Origin of the sequence: Bradyrhizobium sp. CW1, from assembly GCF_023100665.1 — a bacterium.
Taxonomy (GTDB): Bacteria; Pseudomonadota; Alphaproteobacteria; order Rhizobiales; family Xanthobacteraceae; genus Bradyrhizobium; species Bradyrhizobium canariense_D.
Map to the genome: position 1 here is coordinate 4,536,935 of NZ_CP064684.1, position 17,166 is coordinate 4,554,100.

Sequence of the window (17,166 nt, forward strand, 5' to 3'; positions counted from 1 at the left end):
GCCTAATCCTCCTCATTCGAATTGCTCGATGCGTCGCGCGCGTCGACGAGGCGCAGCCGCGCAGTGTCATCAGAGGATTTCGCCTGTTCGCCCAGCACGCGCAGCATCTCGGCGCACAGCGCCTCGGGCGAACGGCCCATGGCGTAGCCCTCAAGGATGACGCCGATGGCGACGGCCCAGAACCGCCGCGAACTCTCGTCGGGCGCGCGCAGGGAGCGCCAGCCGTGCCGCGCGACCTGGCTCGCATAGGCCCGCGCACCTTCACTGTGCAGGCGCTCGATGGTGCGCTCGACCAGCGGCGCGAGATCCTGGCGCCGCCGCGTCAGCGTCAGCGCCTCGGCGAAGAAGGCCACCGAATCGCACGTCGTCACGGTCTCGGCCAGCGCGTGGGTATAATCCCGCGGCGCGCGCGCCTTCAGCGCCGCCTGCTCGGTCGCCCGCGCCAGATACAGCAGCTCGCGGCAGGCGCATTCGACGAACAGCGCCTCCTTGGTACGGAAATAATAGGTGATCTGGCTCGGGAACGCGTTCGCAGCGGCCGCGATGTCGGTGATCGCCGTACCCGACAGCCCCCGCTCCCGAAACAGCGGGCTCGCGGCATCAAGCAGCAGCGAGCGCATTTTGCGGCCGGCCGACCGCGTGGCGCGGGCGGCGTGTTTGGGATCGCCTGCCTCCTTGAGGGGCTCGTGGGCCGGCTTTTCTGCCATTGGAGTTCGCTCCGGTTGATTTATTTGTATAATATACAAACAAACAAATCAAGCCGGTATGATGGTCGGCGGCGGATCCGGCCGCCCGCATTGCGATCCCCGCGCCGAAACGGCGCCTGCAACCTTGCCAAGTCAGCCGAAATCCGTATAAGGCGCCCATCCGCAGACCCCGGCCGGGAGCTGAACGGACGGTCTCAGCAAATCATTTGTGATTTTGGTGTGGCAGGGCCAGTCGGCCCGTCGTCCCGTGTTTCCGCCTTCTGAGCTTAATCCCAGAGTCCTTTCCGAAGGCCTCTTAAGGGCTTGACGCCGGGCGATGCGCCAACATGAGGAAAGGACTTCCATGGCTCTCTATGAGCATGTTTTTCTCGCGCGCCAAGACGCGAGCACGCAGCAGGTCGAAGAGCTGACTGCGCAGATGACCGGCATCGTCGAAGGTCTCGGCGGCAAGGTCACCAAGACCGAGAATTGGGGCGTACGCTCCCTCACCTACCGCATGAACAAGAACCGCAAGGCGCATTTCGTGCTGCTCAACATCGACGCGCCGTCCGCGGCGATCGCCGAGATCGAGCGCCAGGAGGGCATCAGCGAAGACGTGATCCGCTATCTCAGCGTCCGCGTCGAGGAGCTCGAGGAAGGCCCGTCCGCGATGATGCGCAAGGCCGACCGTGACCGCGAGCGTGACGACCGTGGCGGCGGCTTCCGTGGCGATCGCGAAGGCGGTGGCTTCCGTGGCGACCGCGAGGGTGGTTTCCGTGGTGGCGATCGTGAAGGCGGCGGCTTCCGCGGTGACCGCGGTCCGCGCCGTCCGCGTGAAGACGCTGAAACCACCACCACCACCACGACGGATGGGGAGTAAGAACAATGGCTGAAGCTGGTGCACGCCGCCCGTTTTTCCGTCGCCGCAAGAGCTGCCCGTTCACGGGCGCGAATGCTCCGAAGATCGACTACAAGGACTCCAAACTGCTGATGCGTTACGTCTCCGAGCGCGGCAAGATCGTGCCGAGCCGCATCACCGCGGTTTCCGCGAAGAAGCAGCGTGAGCTTGCCCGCGCCATCAAGCGCGCGCGGTTCCTGGGCCTGTTGCCCTACGTCATTCGCTAAGACGAATTCGGCCGGCGGCGACATCGCCGCCGGCCGTACGACCTAGTTTCTCATAAGGCTTCCGGGTCGTCCGGTCGCCGATGGTTGGGGCGAGATGCCTCTAACCGCTCGAAGGGAGCGGGACAGCTGATGATGGCCTTTGGACTGATAGCCCTGATCGCCGGCGCTGCGTCGGCCGTGATGTTCGCCTCGATCATTTCGGGCGCGCTGATCTCTCTCGTCCTGTTCTATCTCGCACCGCTGCCGCTGATGGTCGCTTCGATCGGCTGGGGACCGCTTTGCGCGAGCCTGGGCGGCATCGCCGCCGCGCTTGGCCTCGGCGCCCTGTTCGGCCTGCCCTATTGCATCGCCTTCGCCCTCACCGTCGCATTGCCGGCCTGGTGGCTCGGCCATCTCGTCCTGCTCAGCCGGCCGGTCGGAGCCGCCGCGCCGGAGCCCGCCGCCGAGCCGCCCACCGAGCCTGCGCTGGAGTGGTATCCGGTCGGCCGTATCCTGCTGTGGATCGCGGGCTTCGCCACACTGACCACGATCGCCGCGCTGCTCACGATCGGCACCGACGCGGAGACCATCACCGGCACGCTGCGCCGCGGCTTGATGCGCCTCCTCCGCGCCGCCGACCCGCAGAGCTCCGGCGAGACCGACCAATTCGTCGGCGCACTGGTGCGTATCTTGCCGGCGGGTGCCACCATCGTTGCGATGATGACGCTGACCCTCAACCTCTGGCTCAGCACCAAGGTGACGGCGACGTCGGGCCGGTTGCGGCGCCCCTGGCCGGACCTGATGACCGCGGAGCTGCCGCCGATGACGCTCGTGGCGCTCTGCGTCGCGCTCGCCTTCTGCTTCACCGGCGGACTGCTTGCGATCGCGGCGCAAATCGCGACGGCTGCGCTGATGATGGGGTACGCGCTGACCGGCTTTGCCGTGCTGCATACGCTGACGCTGGCGCTGAAGAGCCGCACCTTCTGGCTCGGCTCGACCTACGCCGTCGTCGTCGTGTTCGGATGGCCCGTCATCGCGATGGTGATCCTCGGCCTCGCCGATGCCGTGTTCGGCCTCCGCGAACGCTTCCTTCGCACGCGCCAGCCACCGCCGCTGCCGACCTCTTGAGTTCAAGTCCGAAAGTTCAAGTTCGAAATTCCACCTCACTCAACACATCAAAGGAGAACGAATATGGAAGTCATTTTGCTGGAACGCGTCAACAAGCTCGGTCACATGGGCGAAGTCGTGAAGGTTCGCGACGGCTATGCCCGCAATTTCCTGCTCAAGCGCGGCAAGGCGCTGCGCGCCACCGCCGACAACCGTGCCAAGTACGACGGCATGAAGGCCGAGCTCGAGGCTCGCAACCTTGAGTCCAAGGGCGAGGCGTCCAAGGTCGCCGAGAAGATCCAGGGCAAGAACATCATCGTGATCCGTCAAGCTTCGGAAGCCGGTCAACTGTTCGGCTCGGTCAACGTGCGCGACATCGTCGTGGCGTTCGAAGCCGACGGCGTTTCGCTGTCCCGCCCGCAGGTTCAGCTCGATGCGCCGATCAAGACCATCGGCAAGCACACCATCACGGTCGCCATCCACCCCGAGGTCGAGGTCGAGATCAGTGTCACCGTGGCGCGCAGCCAGGACGAGGCCGAGCGCATCAACCGCGGCGAGGACATCTCGAGCCGGAACGAAGACCGGGATGCTGCGGCCGAAGCGATCGCAGCCGCCGGCGAGTTCTTCGACCCGGAAGCCCTGCAGGACGACGCCGAGCCGGCGCCGGCCGCGGAAGAGACCGAGAAGTAAGCCTCGCGTTCGCGCAGGCTTTCGAAGCCCGGTCGCCTCAGGCGGCCGGGTTTTTCGTTGTGGCGGCACAATCCTCGCTCAGCATCGCGATCGACGCGAGCGCCGTCGCCGTATGGTCTCGACCCCGGCGCTGACGCAGAAAACGCCGGCTGCGGCGACGGAGACCTGACGGCCCGACTTGATCACCCTCGCCCGGCAGATCCGCTTCTCGCCGACCGCGGGCGACAGCAGATTGAGCTTGTAGCCGAAGGCCGCGCGAGAGCGCGGCCTTCGCATGTCTAAAAATGTGGTCGCCTATCGCGAAATCGGCGGCGTCGGCGGACCGGACGATTCGGCTGGCGCCGGTGGAGTCGCAGCGGTCGCGGGCGGCGCCGGTTCCTGCGACTTCGCTGGCGGTTCGGCGCTCGCGGCGGGCTTGGGAGCAGCCTCTTCCGCCGCCTTGGGCGCAGCTGGCTCGGGGGGCTTCGCGGCGGACGGTGCGGCCGGCGTCACCTGCGGCACCGGATCGGGCCGCAACGCCGGAGCTTCGCTGCCGCGCGGCTCCACCTTGGCGCTTTCCGGCTTGGCCTCGGCGGGCTTGTCGGACGGCTTGCTGCCTTCGGGTTTGCTGCCTTCGGGTTTGCTGCCTTCGGATTTAGCTTCGCCGGAATCCACCTTCGCAGTCTCGGGCTTTGTCTCAGGCTTGGACTCGACCTTCGGCTCGCTCTTCTTGTCGTCTGCCGTCGGCGCCGCGGCATCGACCTTCGGCGCCTCATCACTTCCCGGCTTGCCGCGCTTGCCGAGACGCTTGGCCTTGCGCCCTTCGGGGACAGCCTGGCCCTCGGGCTTCGCACCTTCCTTCGTTCCTTCTTCGGCCGGCCGCGCGGCGCGCTTCTGACGCGCGCCCTCGGCCGCGGGAGCGGCACCCTCGCCTTCCGGCTTGGCGGACTCCTGGGAACGTTGCCGGCGGCCCTGATGTTCAGGAGACTGCGCGGGATTGGTATTGGCTTCCTTGTCCTTATCCTTGGCGCCGTCCTTCTTGTCCTTGCCGTCCTTATGGCCGTCCTTCGCCTGGAAGCGGGTGTCGGTGGCCCCGTTGGAGACGAGGTAGGAGGCAAGCACGCCGGCCATGTCGGGGCTGGTCGTGTAATGCTGGCGCAGGAAGCCCGGCAAGGAGCCCGGCGCCACTGTTTTCAAAAGGCCGCGCGGGCTCTTGTGACATGCATTACAGGTCTGCGCGAAAAGCTGGGATGGGGCCTTGCCGGCCTCGAGGTTCGTCGCCTGCGCGAAAACGGTATCGGTCGCGCCGAAGCCGATCAGAAGCAAGATCGTCGCGAGGCTGAGCGCTCGGCTCGACATTCCCATCATCTCCATTGAATTCCGAGAGGTGCAGCCGGCAGGCGGCGCCGCGGCGGGTCACCTTTTATCCGATTGAGCCGCGAATGGAAGCAGGCACCGCGCGCAAGGATGTGATTAAGCGGTTTTGGAATATCCGCTTTGAGCACAGCGCAATAGCGGGCCCGGGACACCTCCCTAGATCTAGATGCAAGCGCATAGGAACCGCTGAGATGCCCGGGCGTAGGGTGTGAAAGGCCGGGTTAGTCGCATCTCTTCGGGTTCGCTCGAGAGGATGGGTGCCGATGGACCGATTGTTGCGTCAATTCCTGTCTCAATTCATCCGCCGCGGGTCGATGACGGTGACCACGGCGAAGGGCTCGAAGTTCACCGTCGGCGACGGCTCGGGCGAACCGGTCGCAGTCCGCTTCGTCACCGCGGACGCAGAGCGGAAGATCCTCGTCAATCCCGAGCTCGGGCTTGGCGAGGCCTATATGGACGGCGAGTTCATTGTCGAGCATGGCACCATAGCTGATGCTCTCGCGATCCTGCTCGGTCAACCCGACCTGTTGCCGCACTGGGCAAAACCCTGGTGGCACCTGCGCTATCTGGTGCGGCACCTGAAGCAGTTCAATCCGCGCCCGCGATCCCGCCGCAACGTCGCACATCATTACGATCTCGATGCGAGGCTCTATTCGCTCTTCCTCGACGCCGACAAGCAATATAGCTGCGCCTATTTCGAGACGCCGGAGAGCACGCTCGACGATGCACAGCTTGCCAAGAAACGGCACGTCGCCGCAAAGCTGCTCGTCAAGAGCGGCCAGCGCGTCCTCGACATCGGTTCGGGCTGGGGCGGACTTGGGCTCTATCTCGCCGAGATCGCAGGTGCTGACGTCACCGGCATAACGTTGTCGACCGAGCAGTTGCAGATCGCCAATGCGCGCGCAGCCGAAAAGGGCCTGACCGGATCGGCCAAATTCCTGCTTCAGGACTATCGCGACATCGCCGGTCCGTTCGACCGCATCGTCTCAGTCGGCATGCTGGAGCATGTCGGCGCCCGCTTCTACGACACCTACTTCCGGCGCTGCGCCGAGCTGCTGGATAAGGACGGCGTCATGTTGCTGCACTCGATCGGCCGTTCGCAGGGCCCGGACTCCACCAATCCCTGGATCGCCAAATACATCTTTCCCGGCGGCTACATCCCCGCCCTCTCGGAGGTGCTGCCGGCGATCGAGCGGGCGGGCTTGCTGGTCTGCGACATCGAGATTTTGCGCCTTCATTACGCCGAAACCCTGAAGGCATGGCGCGAGCGCTTCATGGCGCGACGCGAAGAAGCCGTGCAGCTGTATGACGAGCGCTTCGCGCTGATGTGGGAATTTTATCTAGCAGCCAGCGAGATGACGTTCCGCAAGCAGCATATGATGAACTTCCAGATTCAACTCACCCGCCGTCAGGGCGTCGTGCCGATGACGCGCAACTACATCGCGCGTGAAGAAGCCCGACTGCGGGCCGTCGAAGCCGGCGCCACGCCGAGGCTGAAGCTGGCTGGTGAATGAGTCCTAGTGGCGCAGGGTCGAAACCGGAGCGGACGGGGAAGAGGCCGTTAAGGCCAATTGCATCCGCAGCGCTTTCAGGATTTCAGGGGCGACCGGTTCCCGACGCACTTCCGGCCGCTCAGCGTGCTCCATGGCCGCGATCAGCCCCGACAGCCAAAGTCGGCTGCCTGCTTCGCTTCGCCAATTCCGGGGCTGCCGTTCTGGCCGCATCGCTTGCCTCGTTCCCTGGTGGCAGATCAGGAGACAACCCCCCGCCCGCTAACCTGTTCCGGCTGTACCCCCGAAAGAATCCGGGGAGATGTGATCTGCTTCACATAAGTCTCGTCAGCCCTGGCTTAGACCGTCGCCATGAGCAACGAGACCAAAACCTCATTCGACGTGCAGGACGACCTCCGCACCGATTACGCCCTGATCGCTACCGGCGTCGGGGCGGCCCTGGTTGCACTGGTCCACCTCCTGCTGGTCTGAACCGAGCCAAAAGCGCCTGGCCGTGGGTCATTCCCGCGCGTCTCGATGTGTCTGCCCGGCACCCCATCAGGTTCACTTCATCCGGCGTTTTCCGGGGTGCGTAACGACCGCATCTAGGCCGCGACCTGGTTCCACGAAATCCGTCAAGCGCGGCGCGTGCTGCGGCGGTCAATCATCCACCATTTTAATGATCGGTTGATAGCGGCGAGCTTTTGCTTCCGCTTTGGGCTGAGGCGGCGCTTTATCCCGGCCCCGCATCCGCCCCAGAAAATTGCTATCGCTCGACCATGGCCCTGACTGATTCGAACGTTCTCAAACTCGCGCCCGAAGCCGGAACCCCGGCCTATCGGAGCGCGCCGCATAACATCGAGGCGGAACAGAGCCTTCTGGGCGCGATCCTGGTCAACAACGACGCGTTTTACCGCGTCTCCGATTTTCTGGAGCCGAAGCATTATTTCGAGCCGCTGCACCAGACCATCTTCGAGACCGCCAGCAGCCTGATCCGGATGGGCAAGATCGCGACGCCCGTCACCCTGAAGACCTTCCTGCCCGCCGACACCGACATCGGCGGCATGACCATCGGGCAATATCTGGCGCGCCTCGCCGCCGAAGCGACGACCATCATCAATGCGCAGGATTATGGGCGCACCATCTACGATCTGGCATTGCGACGCGACCTGATCGGCATCGGCGAGGACATGGTCAATGTCGCCTATGACGCCCCGGTCGACTTCGCGCCGCGGGCGCAGATCGAGGACGCCGAGCGCCGCCTCTACGAACTCGCCGAATCCGGCCGCTATGACGGAGGCTTCCAGAAATTCTCGCAGGCGCTGACGCTTGCGGTCGATCTGGCCGCGAAAGCGTTCCAGCGCGACGGAAAGCTGTCGGGCATCTCGACGGGCCTGCGCGACCTCGACACCAAAATGGGCGGGTTGCAGCACTCCGACCTCATCATCGTCGCCGGCCGCCCCGGCATGGGCAAGACGTCGCTAGCGACCAACATCGCCTACAACGTCGCCCGGGCCTATGTTCCAGAACTCCAGGCCGACGGCACCATGAAGGCTGCCCATGGCGGCGTCATCGGCTTCTTCTCCTGCGAAATGTCGGCCGACCAGCTCGCCACGCGTATTGTGGCCGAGCGCACCGGCATCCCTTCCTCCTCGATCCGCCGCGGCGGCATCTCGGAGGCCGATTTCGAGAAGATCCGCGAGGTCTCGATCGAGCTGCAGTCGCTGCCCTTCTATGTCGACGAGACCGGCGGTCTCTCGATTGCGCAGCTCATGGCGCGCGCCCGCCGGCTGAAGCGGCAGAAGGGCCTCGACCTCATCGTCATCGACTACATCCAGCTCTTGTCGGGTTCGGGCAAGCGCAGCGAAAACCGCGTGCAGGAAATCACCGAGATCACGACCAGTCTGAAGGCGCTCGCCAAGGAACTCAGCGTGCCCGTGATTGCGCTTTCGCAGCTCTCGCGCCAGGTCGAATCGCGCGACGACAAGCGGCCACAGCTCTCGGATTTGCGCGAATCCGGCTCGATCGAGCAGGACGCCGACGTCGTGCTGTTCGTCTATCGCGAGGAATATTACCTCGGAAACAAGGAGCCGCGCCCGGGCACACCCGAGCACGAAAAATGGCGCCTGGACATGGATCTTGCGCACGGCAAGGCCGAAGTCATCATCGGCAAGCAGCGCCACGGCCCGACCGGCACCGTCGATCTGGCCTTCGAAGCGTCGGTCACCCGGTTCGGCGACCTTGCGCCGGACAGCCAGGTGCCGGACCGCGGCGGCGGCGACTACTGAGTTCCCTGGGTTGAACCTGACCGGCCTCTTGCGTAAAACGGCGCCATGACAATGGCGTCCGACCCGAAAATGATCCCGCAATCCGGCCTTCTCTCCGCGGAGGCCAATCAGGCTGCCGCGCTCGCGACCTTCGGCGGCGTGCTCACCGTCGATCTCGATGCCATCATCGCCAATTGGCGCAAGCTCGAGAAGACGGCGGTGCCGGCCGAATGCTCGGCGGTGATCAAGGCAGACGCCTATGGCTGCGGCGCCGAGCAAGTCGCGCGTGCCCTGAACAAGGCCGGCTGCAAGACCTTCTTCGTCGCCACCATCGGGGAAGCGCGCAAGGTGCGCGCGGCGGTGCCGGAGCCTGCGATCTACGTGCTCGGCGGCTATTTCCAGAACACCGGCGAGCACTACGCCCAGATCAACTGCCGCCCCGTGATCGGCGATCTCAACGAGCTCGCCGAATGGGACGTGTTCTGCCGCCGCACCGGCTGGACCGGTGGCGCCGCCATCCACATCGACACCGGCATGAATCGGCTCGGCCTGACGCTCGCGGAAGCGCAGGCCATTATCCCCCGCATCAACGCCGGCGATCACGGCATTACGCTGGTGATGAGCCATCTGGTTTCGGCCGAGCAGCTCAACAACCCGGTGAATGCCAAGCAACTCGCGGCCTTCCGCGGCATCGCCAGCGAATTCTCCGGCGTGCCGGCGGCGCTCGCCAATTCGTCCGGCGTCTTCCTCGGCGCGCCCTTCCAGTTCGACATGGTGCGGCCGGGCGCCGCGCTTTACGGCGTCAACCCGACGCCGGAGGCTGACAATCCGATGCAGCCGGTGGTCGATCTCAAGGCCCGCATTGTGCAGATCCGCAATGTCGAGCGCGGCGAGAGCGTCGGCTATGGCGGCACCTGGACGGCACGGCGACCGACGAAACTCGCGATCATCGCGGTCGGTTATGCCGACGGCTATTTCCGCGCCGCAAGCTCCAATGACGGCACCCGCGGCGCCGAGGTCATCGTCGCCGGCAAGCGCTGTCCGGTCGCCGGCCGCGTTTCGATGGACCTGATCGCGATCGATATCACCGATCTGCCGCCGAATGCGGCGCGGCGCGGCCACATGGTCACGCTGCTCGGCGAGGGCATCACCGTCGACGAGCTCGCGCATCATTTCGGAACGATCGGCTACGAGGTGCTGACCAGCCTCGGCCGCCGCTACGCCCGCATCTACAAGGGCGGAAATGTGGTGGAGCCGCTGGCCAAGCCGGCTTCCGCGCAGGCGGTCGAGCAGCAGACGCGCGCTCCGCCATCGATCGAACAGCCCGCAAGCGCGCCGCCGCTGCCGGGCTGAGCGACTTGCCGCCTACTTCTTTTTCCTGCTGTCCAGCGCCGTCTTGCAGGTTGCGCTGAGCTTGTCGCGCTTGGCGTTGAGGCAGGCGACGATGCCGCCGCCCGGCGCAATGCCGGCGCAGAATTTGTCGTAGTCGGCCTTGCACGCGCCGCGCGGATCGGATGATTGTGCCGAGGCAACCCCGGAGAACGCAACGGCGACGGCGATGACGGCAAAGCTCAACTTGGACATTGTTTCTCCGGTAACGGAAGGCAGGAGCCGGTAGCTCTACATGAAGATCGCGACATTCAACATCAACAACATCAATCGCCGCCTGCCCAATCTGTTGGCATGGATGCGAACGGCGAAGCCAGATGTCGTCGCACTTCAGGAGTTGAAGGCAAGTGATGGCGAATTTCCGGCGACCGCGATCGAAAAGGCCGGTTACGGCGCAGTGTGGTGTGGACAGAAGACCTGGAACGGCGTCGCCATCCTGGCCCGCAATGCCGAGCCCATTCTCACCCGCGATCGCTTGCCGGGAAAACCTGCCGATCACGAAGCCCGCTACATCGAGGCCGCGGTACGCGGTGTCATCGTCACCAGCATCTACCTGCCGAACGGCAATCCGCAGCCGGGACCGAAATTCGACTACAAGCTCGACTGGTTCGCGCGGCTCAAGCGCCATGCCAGAACCTTGCTCAAGCAGGAGCTGCCCGTGGTGCTCGCCGGCGACTACAACGTTGCACCTGATGAGCTCGACATCTATCCGACGCGCTCGTGGGACAAGGATGCCTTGATCCAACCGAAGAGCCGTGCGGCCTTTGCCTCGCTGCTGGCACAAGGCTGGTGTGACGCGATCCGCGAACTGCACCCCGAGCAGCGCATCTACACCTTCTGGGATTACAAGCGAAACCGCTGGCCGCGAGATGCGGGCCTGCGGCTCGACCATGTCCTGCTCAGCCCTGCCCTCGTCTCACGCCTGGCAAAAGCCGGCGTGGACAAGAAGGTTCGCGGCGAAGAAGGCGCGAGCGACCACGCACCGGCGTGGGTCGTGCTGCGCTAGGTCAACGCCCGTAATACTCCTGCACCGTGTCCCACGCTGCTTTCTGCAGCAGCTCCACCGTCGGGCCGTCCAGTCCCATCGTGTAGGAATTGCCGACCGGCGAGCGGCCGGTCAGCGCGGCGAACGTCACGCAGGTCGCCAGATATGTGCCTGCGGGGCTCGGGTGCCGCTTGTCCGGCGCATACAGATTGAGCTCGGGCTGCAGCTTGCGCACGCGCGCGAAGGCAAAACCTGCGGGGATCACCAGCGCATCATTGGCATTGCCTGCGATTGTGTAGGCCTCGGCCAACGCTTCCGTCATCTCAGGCTTGTCGGCGTAAGCCCAGGACATGAACAAGACCGGCCGCATGCCGTTGGCGCGGACGATCTCGCTGTCCTTCTTTACGAAGGTCGTGAACGCGTCCTTCAATTGCGGATGGATGGGGCACTGGCTGCAATCCATCATCACGACGGCGTCGTACTGCCTGCCCGGCTTGTTGAAGACGACGTTGTTCTGCTCGTCGAACGAATAGGCGCCGAGGCCACCCGGCCGCAGCAGGTTGTCCATGTCATGCCAATCGAGGCCGGAACCGCCGATCGTCGCCATGGTGTTGCGATAGGCCGTCTTGTTTTCAGGGTCCGCAGCCCGCTCCATGAAGGAGAGATGCCCGGGCATGCCGTTGTTGTAATAGAAGAAGCTGTTGCCGACGAACAGCGCGGCCTTGGGGAAATCCGGTCCTGATGTCGTGACCTTGGGCCTGGTCTGCGCCTGCGCATTGAAGCCGGCTACAACGGCCAGACACATCGCGAGCATCACTCGCGCGAAAAGACGCATCATCGGCTTCCTCCCCTTTTTCTGTCGGGCCGGAAACAGATCAGCTTTTCAAGAGGGCCTCAAGAGCACGGACGAGCAGCAGACATGCGCGAGAGCGCATGCTCACCATAAATTCTTGCCATCGATCATGGTCACCGGCACGGTCTCGAGATCGAACTCGTCGAACAGGCGCGCGTTGACGGCGACCCTCGGATTGTCGAAATCGGGCTTGCCGGTCGACCAGTCCGGCGACTCCGAATAGGTACCGCAGCCGCAGCTTGCGCAGAAATGGTGTTTGACCGTTCGGCTGCCCCAGAGATAGGTCGCGAGGTTCTCCGCGGGCGACAGCAGCCGAAACTGCGCCGGCGTGTAATAGGCCCACAACGCGCCGCGCTTGGCGCAGAGCGAACAGGTGCAACGGGTGACGCTCGCGGGCGCCTCCGTCACCTCGAACACCGTCTCACCGCAATGACAGCTTCCCTCGACCCGCATGACCCACTCTTTGTTTTGTCAGGAGATGGTCGTAGCCGGACCCTGCTGCCAACATGCTGTCAGCAGCGCGCAGCCGGACTTGCCCCATGTGCTGCGAGCACCGACTTGCCGCGCCAACTCAACAAAAACATGAAAAACAACCCCATGCACAGTAGCCGATGGCTGGCAAATCAATGGGTTACGCATGCTCCGAAACACTGATTTGACGCGTCGGGCAAACACTGGCGGGATGTTTTCAGAAGCGGTCGTCGACACGGTGGAGCGTGGACTTCATCGCAGCAGCGCGTCATGCGATGCGAAGGGCCTACGGGAGACAGCTCGGGCTTCGATATGAAGGGGCAGCCCGTCGACGCCCCTCTTCGGGGACGTCGACGGCATGAAATTGCGATGGCAAATTGCAATCCTTGGTGCTGCTCTAACCGGCGCAGCTCTGAGCTACGCTTATACTCATACCGCAATCGGGGTGACTGAGCCGTGCCGGAGAAGTTCTTCGGGCGAGGTGGTGGTCTGTCCTCCGCCCTACAAGCCATAAATTGTTTGTGCCTGTCACAAGCTTCCGACCGGATGACCTCGTAGGCGACTTGAATTGCCTCCTTGTCCTCCGTTGCAGGATGAGGACGGAGGACGAATTACTGCGCCTCGGCGATCTTCGCTCCAGATGACGGCATCTGCGCGTGAGTTGCCGAGGGCCGGTTCGGCGGTGATGCCGGGTCCGGTAATCGGAAAGCGGCGTCGGCTGGCGCTCCCTGGGGTGCTCGGCGGGCAACGGTCGTCGGAAGCACGATCACTTTCGCGCCGACTTTCACGCGATCATAGAGGTCAACGACGTCCTCATTGGTCAGTCGGATACAGCCGGACGAGACCCGCTTCCCGATCGTATCGGGCTTGTTGGTGCCGTGAATTCGATATTCGGTCTCGCCCAGATACATCGCCCGAGCGCCGAGCGGGTTGCCAGGACCTCCGGCCATGAACCGCGGCAGATAAGGCTGACGCGAGACCATCTCCGCAGGCGGATGCCAATCCGGCCATTCTGCCTTACGAGCCACAGTCTGCTCACCGGACCATGTGAAACCTTCGCGGCCAACACCGATGCCATAGCGCAGTGCCTGCGCGTCGTTCAGAACGAGATAGAGGAATGTGTTCTTGGTATCGATGATCACGGTGCCCGGCGTCTGGCGGCTGGCGTAGTCAACCACCTGCCGCACGAATGCTCCGGGAACGTCAGCCGCTTTGGGCGGTTCGACCAGAGGCGCCGGGGCCGTAAGCGGAGCCGAAGCCGGCGTCGGAGCTGATGCATGAACAGGCGTTGAGACGTAAACCGGAGTTGATGACGCTTGGGCTTCGTGCGCGGACGGCTTTCGTGCCGGTTGCACGTTCGCCGGTCGGGACAGCAAGCCGTACCCCAACGCTGCGACGGCGACGGCGCCAACTGCAACTCTCGCGGCCATCGGGATTGCGAACGTCTGCGCCTTTCCGCGTTTGGCTCGCTTACCCATACTCTTCTTCCCCCAGGTCACTATGCCCAAGAGAGGTACCCAGTAAGATTTAAGAAACTTCGAAGCGATTTCGCTCCGACTGGAACCGTCGGCGATGGTTAACGCCGGGCTCTCGGCAAGATAAGGTTCTCTCGCCTCGCGGATCGCCCGCGCCGCTGGCCGCGGCTAAACTCTCCCGATTCGTGGAGACTGGTTTGGCTTTCTTGTTCGTCCTGATCGTCGGCCTCGTCGCAGGCACCATTTCCGGCATCGTCGGCACGGGCTCGTCGATCATGCTGATGCCGGTGCTGGTCTATGCCTATGGGCCAAAGGAGGCGGTGCCGATCATGGCATTGGCCGCCGTCATGGCCAACTTGTCACGAATCCTGGCCTGGTGGCGCGAGGTCGACTGGCGGGCCTGCACGGCTTATTCGGTGACAGGCATTCCAGCCGCCGTGCTCGGCGCGCGGACGCTGCTGGCCCTGCCCTCGCACGCCGTCGATCTCGCCATCGGCGTCTTCCTGATCGCGATGGTGCCGGTTCGGCACTGGCTGGCGCGGCACGATCTCAAGGCCAATCTCTGGCATCTGGCGATCGGCGGGGCCGTCATCGGCTATCTCACCGGCATCGTCGTCTCCACCGGCCCGCTCAGCGTGCCGCTATTCCTGTTCTACGGCTTGTCCCGCGGCGCTTTCCTCGCCACCGAAGCGGCATCTTCGCTCGGGCTCTATGTTGCGAAATCCGTGACCTTCGAACGTTTCGGCGCGCTGACCGGCGATGTGTTCGTCAAAGGCCTGGTCGCAGGATCGTCGCTGATGGCCGGCGCCTTCATCGCCAAACGCTTCGTGCTGCGCTTGAAGCCGGAGATGTTCCGCTTGGTGATGGACGCAATCATGATCGCGGCCGGCCTCTCCATGCTCTGGAACGCGGCGCAGCCGTAGCCGGGCTTCGGGGAGCGCCCGGACTCACTCTCTCGACCCGTCATTCCGTGCTATCAGCAAACCTGAAACCCCCGACTCGCTGTCCCCGGACTCGCTGTCCCCATGGCCAAGAACACACTTTCCTTCGTCTGCCAGAACTGCGGCGCGGCCTATAACCGCTGGCAGGGCAAGTGCGAGTCCTGTGGCGAGTGGAATACGCTCGCGGAGGAGGACACGACCGGCAGCGTGCCGGTGTCGATCCGCTCCAAGCGCAAGGGGCGGACCTTCGCGCTCGAGAGCCTGTCCGGAAAAACCCAGGACGCCCCGCGCCTGTCCTCCGGCATGACGGAGCTCGATCGCGTGACCGGCGGCGGCTTTGTCCGCGGCTCGGTGCTGCTGGTCGGCGGCGATCCCGGCATCGGCAAGTCGACGCTGCTGACGCAGGCCACAAGCCTGCTCGCGCGCGCCGGACACCGCGTCGTCTACATCTCCGGCGAAGAGGCGGTCGCGCAGGTGCGGTTGCGCGCCGAACGGCTCGGGCTGTCGGATGCGCCGGTGCAGCTCGCCGCCGAAACGTCGGTCGAGGACATTGTCTCGACGCTGTCTGAGGGCGCGGTGCCGCGGCTGATCGTGATCGATTCGATCCAGACCATGTGGACCGACACGGTGGAATCGGCACCCGGCACGGTGACGCAGGTGCGCGCCTCGGCGCAGGCCCTGATCCGTTTTGCCAAAAGGACCGGCGCGGCCATCATCCTGGTCGGCCATGTCACCAAGGACGGACAGATCGCCGGCCCTCGCGTGGTCGAGCACATGGTCGATGCGGTGCTGTCGTTCGAGGGCGAAGGCTCGCAGCAATTCCGCATCCTGCGCGCCGTGAAGAATCGTTTCGGGCCGACCGACGAGATCGGCGTGTTCGAGATGACCGGGCTTGGCCTGCGCGAAGTCACCAATCCTTCCGAGCTGTTTTTGTCGGAGCGCGATCTCGGCACGCCCGGCACCGCAGTCTTCGCGGGTATCGAGGGTACAAGACCCGTTCTGGTCGAATTGCAGGCACTGGTGGCGCCGACCTCGCTCGGCACCCCGCGCCGGGCCGTGGTGGGCTGGGATCCGAGCCGGCTATCGATGGTGCTGGCGGTGCTGGAAGCCCATTGCGGGGTGAAGCTGTCCGGCCACGACGTCTATCTGAACGTCGCGGGCGGCCTGCGCATCCACGAGCCCGCGGCTGATCTGGCCGCCGCGGCGGCGCTGGTGTCCTCGCTGGTTAATGCGCAGTTGCCCTCCGATGCGGTCTATTTCGGCGAGATCTCGCTGTCCGGCGTGGTGCGCCCGGTAGCGCAGACCCCGGCCCGGCTGAAAGAAGCGGCAAAACTCGGCTTCCAGCGTGCCGTTCTGCCCGAATCGGCCCGGGGCGAAGCCGGCGGCGATGCCGGCTTGTCGCTGAACGCGATCAACAGCCTGACGACATTGGTCGCCGAGATCGCCGCACGCGGCTCCCGGCGGGGCGACTCGAGCGCACCGGCAGAGAAAAATGCCACACCAGCAAGATTCCGCCGTGGAGAGGGTTAGCCGGTGGTGACGTCCCCCGCCCTCGCCGCTATACAGCCGTCACAAAAGCAGCATGGGATTGCGTGGTTGCGGCCTTGCCGGGAACGTCGTCTGGCCCTCACTTAGGGCGGCGGCCAAGCACCGATTCGCTGAGCACCTTGAAGTACGAGCGGACCAGACCAGCCGATGCCAGTAACCATCCTCGACCTGATCCTGCTCGGTGTGATGCTGATTTCGGGCCTGCTCGCCATGGTTCGCGGCTTCATGCGCGAGATCCTGTCGATCGCGGCCTGGGGCACGGCGGCGATTGTCACGCTTTATTCATTCTCGAAGCTGCTGCCGACCGCAAAGACCTATTTCAACAACGATACCGTCGCGAGCGTGGTCGTGGTTGCCGGCGTGTTCGTGGGCACTTTGGTCGTGGTCTCCGTGATCACGGTCCGGATCTCCGACATGATCCTGGATTCGCGCATCGGCGCACTGGACCGCACCCTCGGCTTTCTGTTCGGGCTGGCGCGCGGACTTTTGATCGTCGTGGTCGCCTTCCTGTTCTTCACCTGGCTCGTGCCGGACAAGCAGCGCCCGGATTGGGTCACGGGGGCCAAATCCCGCGTGGTGCTGCAGGGAACCGGGGATTGGCTGATGGCCCTCTTGCCTGACGACCCCGAGAACACCATCTTGAAGAGATTCAAGAAAAACAAACCAGATGAAGAGCAAACTGATTCCGAGCAGCAGCCTTCGGGCAGTGGCGACGGATACAGCAAACCGGCTCGTGACAGCCTTAAAAAGCTGATCGAGAAACCCGCGGCGCGTTGATTAAGCCCTAACGAGAGGCTCGGACGA

At 64.3% G+C, this 17,166-nt stretch carries 17 protein-coding genes and 1 pseudogene; 11 read left to right on the forward strand and 7 right to left on the reverse strand.

From position 1 onward, the window contains the following. Positions 1-2 precede the first annotated feature (2 nt). Positions 3-707: a TetR/AcrR family transcriptional regulator C-terminal domain-containing protein gene (locus IVB54_RS22355; protein WP_018459120.1), complete on the reverse strand. Its 705-nt coding sequence runs from the start codon at positions 705-707 to the stop codon at positions 3-5. Between the two features lie 343 nt (positions 708-1,050). Between IVB54_RS22355 and rpsF the strand changes: the two genes are divergently transcribed. From rpsF to rplI, 4 genes are all read left to right on the forward strand, one after another. Further along, complete coding sequence (rpsF, locus tag IVB54_RS22360) at positions 1,051-1,566, forward strand: 30S ribosomal protein S6 (RefSeq protein WP_018459121.1); 516 nt, start codon at positions 1,051-1,053, stop codon at positions 1,564-1,566. A gap of 5 nt (positions 1,567-1,571) precedes the next feature. Then, on the forward strand, positions 1,572-1,811 hold the full coding sequence (gene rpsR / locus IVB54_RS22365) for a 30S ribosomal protein S18 (protein WP_007592020.1): 240 nt from the start codon (positions 1,572-1,574) through the stop codon (positions 1,809-1,811). Between the two features lie 129 nt (positions 1,812-1,940). Beyond that, positions 1,941-2,918, forward strand: coding sequence for a membrane protein (locus IVB54_RS22370; protein ID WP_018459122.1), 978 nt, complete (start codon positions 1,941-1,943; stop codon positions 2,916-2,918). Between the two features lie 63 nt (positions 2,919-2,981). Beyond that, entirely contained in the window at positions 2,982-3,587 is a 606-nt protein-coding gene (gene rplI / locus IVB54_RS22375; protein ID WP_007609316.1) for a 50S ribosomal protein L9, read from the forward strand. Positions 3,588-3,624: 37 nt separating this feature from the next. Here rplI and IVB54_RS22380 read toward each other — a convergent pair. Then, positions 3,625-3,830: pseudogene (locus IVB54_RS22380) on the reverse strand (PaaI family thioesterase); the annotation flags it as partial. A gap of 51 nt (positions 3,831-3,881) precedes the next feature. After that, positions 3,882-4,925: a hypothetical protein gene (locus tag IVB54_RS22385; RefSeq protein WP_026233740.1), complete on the reverse strand. Its 1,044-nt coding sequence runs from the start codon at positions 4,923-4,925 to the stop codon at positions 3,882-3,884. A gap of 281 nt (positions 4,926-5,206) precedes the next feature. On the opposite strand from IVB54_RS22385, the gene IVB54_RS22390 reads away from it, so the two are divergent. The 3 genes from IVB54_RS22390 to alr all read left to right on the forward strand — a co-directional run bounded on the left by IVB54_RS22390 (position 5,207) and on the right by alr (position 10,053). Next, complete coding sequence (locus IVB54_RS22390) at positions 5,207-6,457, forward strand: cyclopropane-fatty-acyl-phospholipid synthase family protein (protein ID WP_018459125.1); 1,251 nt, start codon at positions 5,207-5,209, stop codon at positions 6,455-6,457. Positions 6,458-7,212: 755 nt separating this feature from the next. After that, positions 7,213-8,721 (forward strand): replicative DNA helicase, encoded by a 1,509-nt coding sequence (locus IVB54_RS22395; protein ID WP_018459126.1) that lies wholly within the window; start codon positions 7,213-7,215, stop codon positions 8,719-8,721. Between the two features lie 51 nt (positions 8,722-8,772). Then, positions 8,773-10,053: an alanine racemase gene (alr, locus tag IVB54_RS22400; protein WP_247777520.1), complete on the forward strand. Its 1,281-nt coding sequence runs from the start codon at positions 8,773-8,775 to the stop codon at positions 10,051-10,053. Between the two features lie 12 nt (positions 10,054-10,065). On the opposite strand, the gene IVB54_RS22405 is transcribed toward alr, so the two are convergent. Beyond that, on the reverse strand, positions 10,066-10,284 hold the full coding sequence (locus IVB54_RS22405) for a hypothetical protein (RefSeq protein WP_018459128.1): 219 nt from the start codon (positions 10,282-10,284) through the stop codon (positions 10,066-10,068). A gap of 40 nt (positions 10,285-10,324) precedes the next feature. On the opposite strand from IVB54_RS22405, the gene IVB54_RS22410 reads away from it, so the two are divergent. Then, positions 10,325-11,095, forward strand: coding sequence for an exodeoxyribonuclease III (locus IVB54_RS22410; RefSeq protein WP_018459129.1), 771 nt, complete (start codon positions 10,325-10,327; stop codon positions 11,093-11,095). Between the two features lies 1 nt (position 11,096). Here the strand turns inward: IVB54_RS22410 and IVB54_RS22415 are convergent, their stop codons facing one another. The 3 genes from IVB54_RS22415 to IVB54_RS22425 all read right to left on the reverse strand — a co-directional run bounded on the left by IVB54_RS22415 (position 11,097) and on the right by IVB54_RS22425 (position 13,876). After that, positions 11,097-11,912: a hypothetical protein gene (locus IVB54_RS22415; protein ID WP_018459130.1), complete on the reverse strand. Its 816-nt coding sequence runs from the start codon at positions 11,910-11,912 to the stop codon at positions 11,097-11,099. A gap of 99 nt (positions 11,913-12,011) precedes the next feature. Next, positions 12,012-12,380: a GFA family protein gene (locus IVB54_RS22420; protein ID WP_018459131.1), complete on the reverse strand. Its 369-nt coding sequence runs from the start codon at positions 12,378-12,380 to the stop codon at positions 12,012-12,014. A gap of 629 nt (positions 12,381-13,009) precedes the next feature. Then, positions 13,010-13,876, reverse strand: a complete 867-nt coding sequence (locus IVB54_RS22425; RefSeq protein ID WP_026233741.1) for a L,D-transpeptidase — start codon at positions 13,874-13,876, stop codon at positions 13,010-13,012. Between the two features lie 194 nt (positions 13,877-14,070). Between IVB54_RS22425 and IVB54_RS22430 the strand changes: the two genes are divergently transcribed. The 3 genes from IVB54_RS22430 to IVB54_RS22440 all read left to right on the forward strand — a co-directional run bounded on the left by IVB54_RS22430 (position 14,071) and on the right by IVB54_RS22440 (position 17,139). After that, positions 14,071-14,796 carry a sulfite exporter TauE/SafE family protein gene (locus IVB54_RS22430; protein WP_018459133.1) on the forward strand — a complete coding sequence of 242 codons (726 nt, stop codon included), beginning with the start codon at positions 14,071-14,073 and terminating at the stop codon, positions 14,794-14,796. Positions 14,797-14,898: 102 nt separating this feature from the next. Further along, a complete protein-coding gene (gene radA, locus IVB54_RS22435) occupies positions 14,899-16,344 on the forward strand; it encodes a DNA repair protein RadA (protein WP_018459134.1) in 1,446 nt (481 codons plus the stop codon). A 165-nt stretch (positions 16,345-16,509) separates the two neighbouring features. Then, complete coding sequence (locus IVB54_RS22440; protein WP_007592055.1) at positions 16,510-17,139, forward strand: CvpA family protein; 630 nt, start codon at positions 16,510-16,512, stop codon at positions 17,137-17,139. The last annotated feature ends 27 nt before the right edge of the window (positions 17,140-17,166 follow it).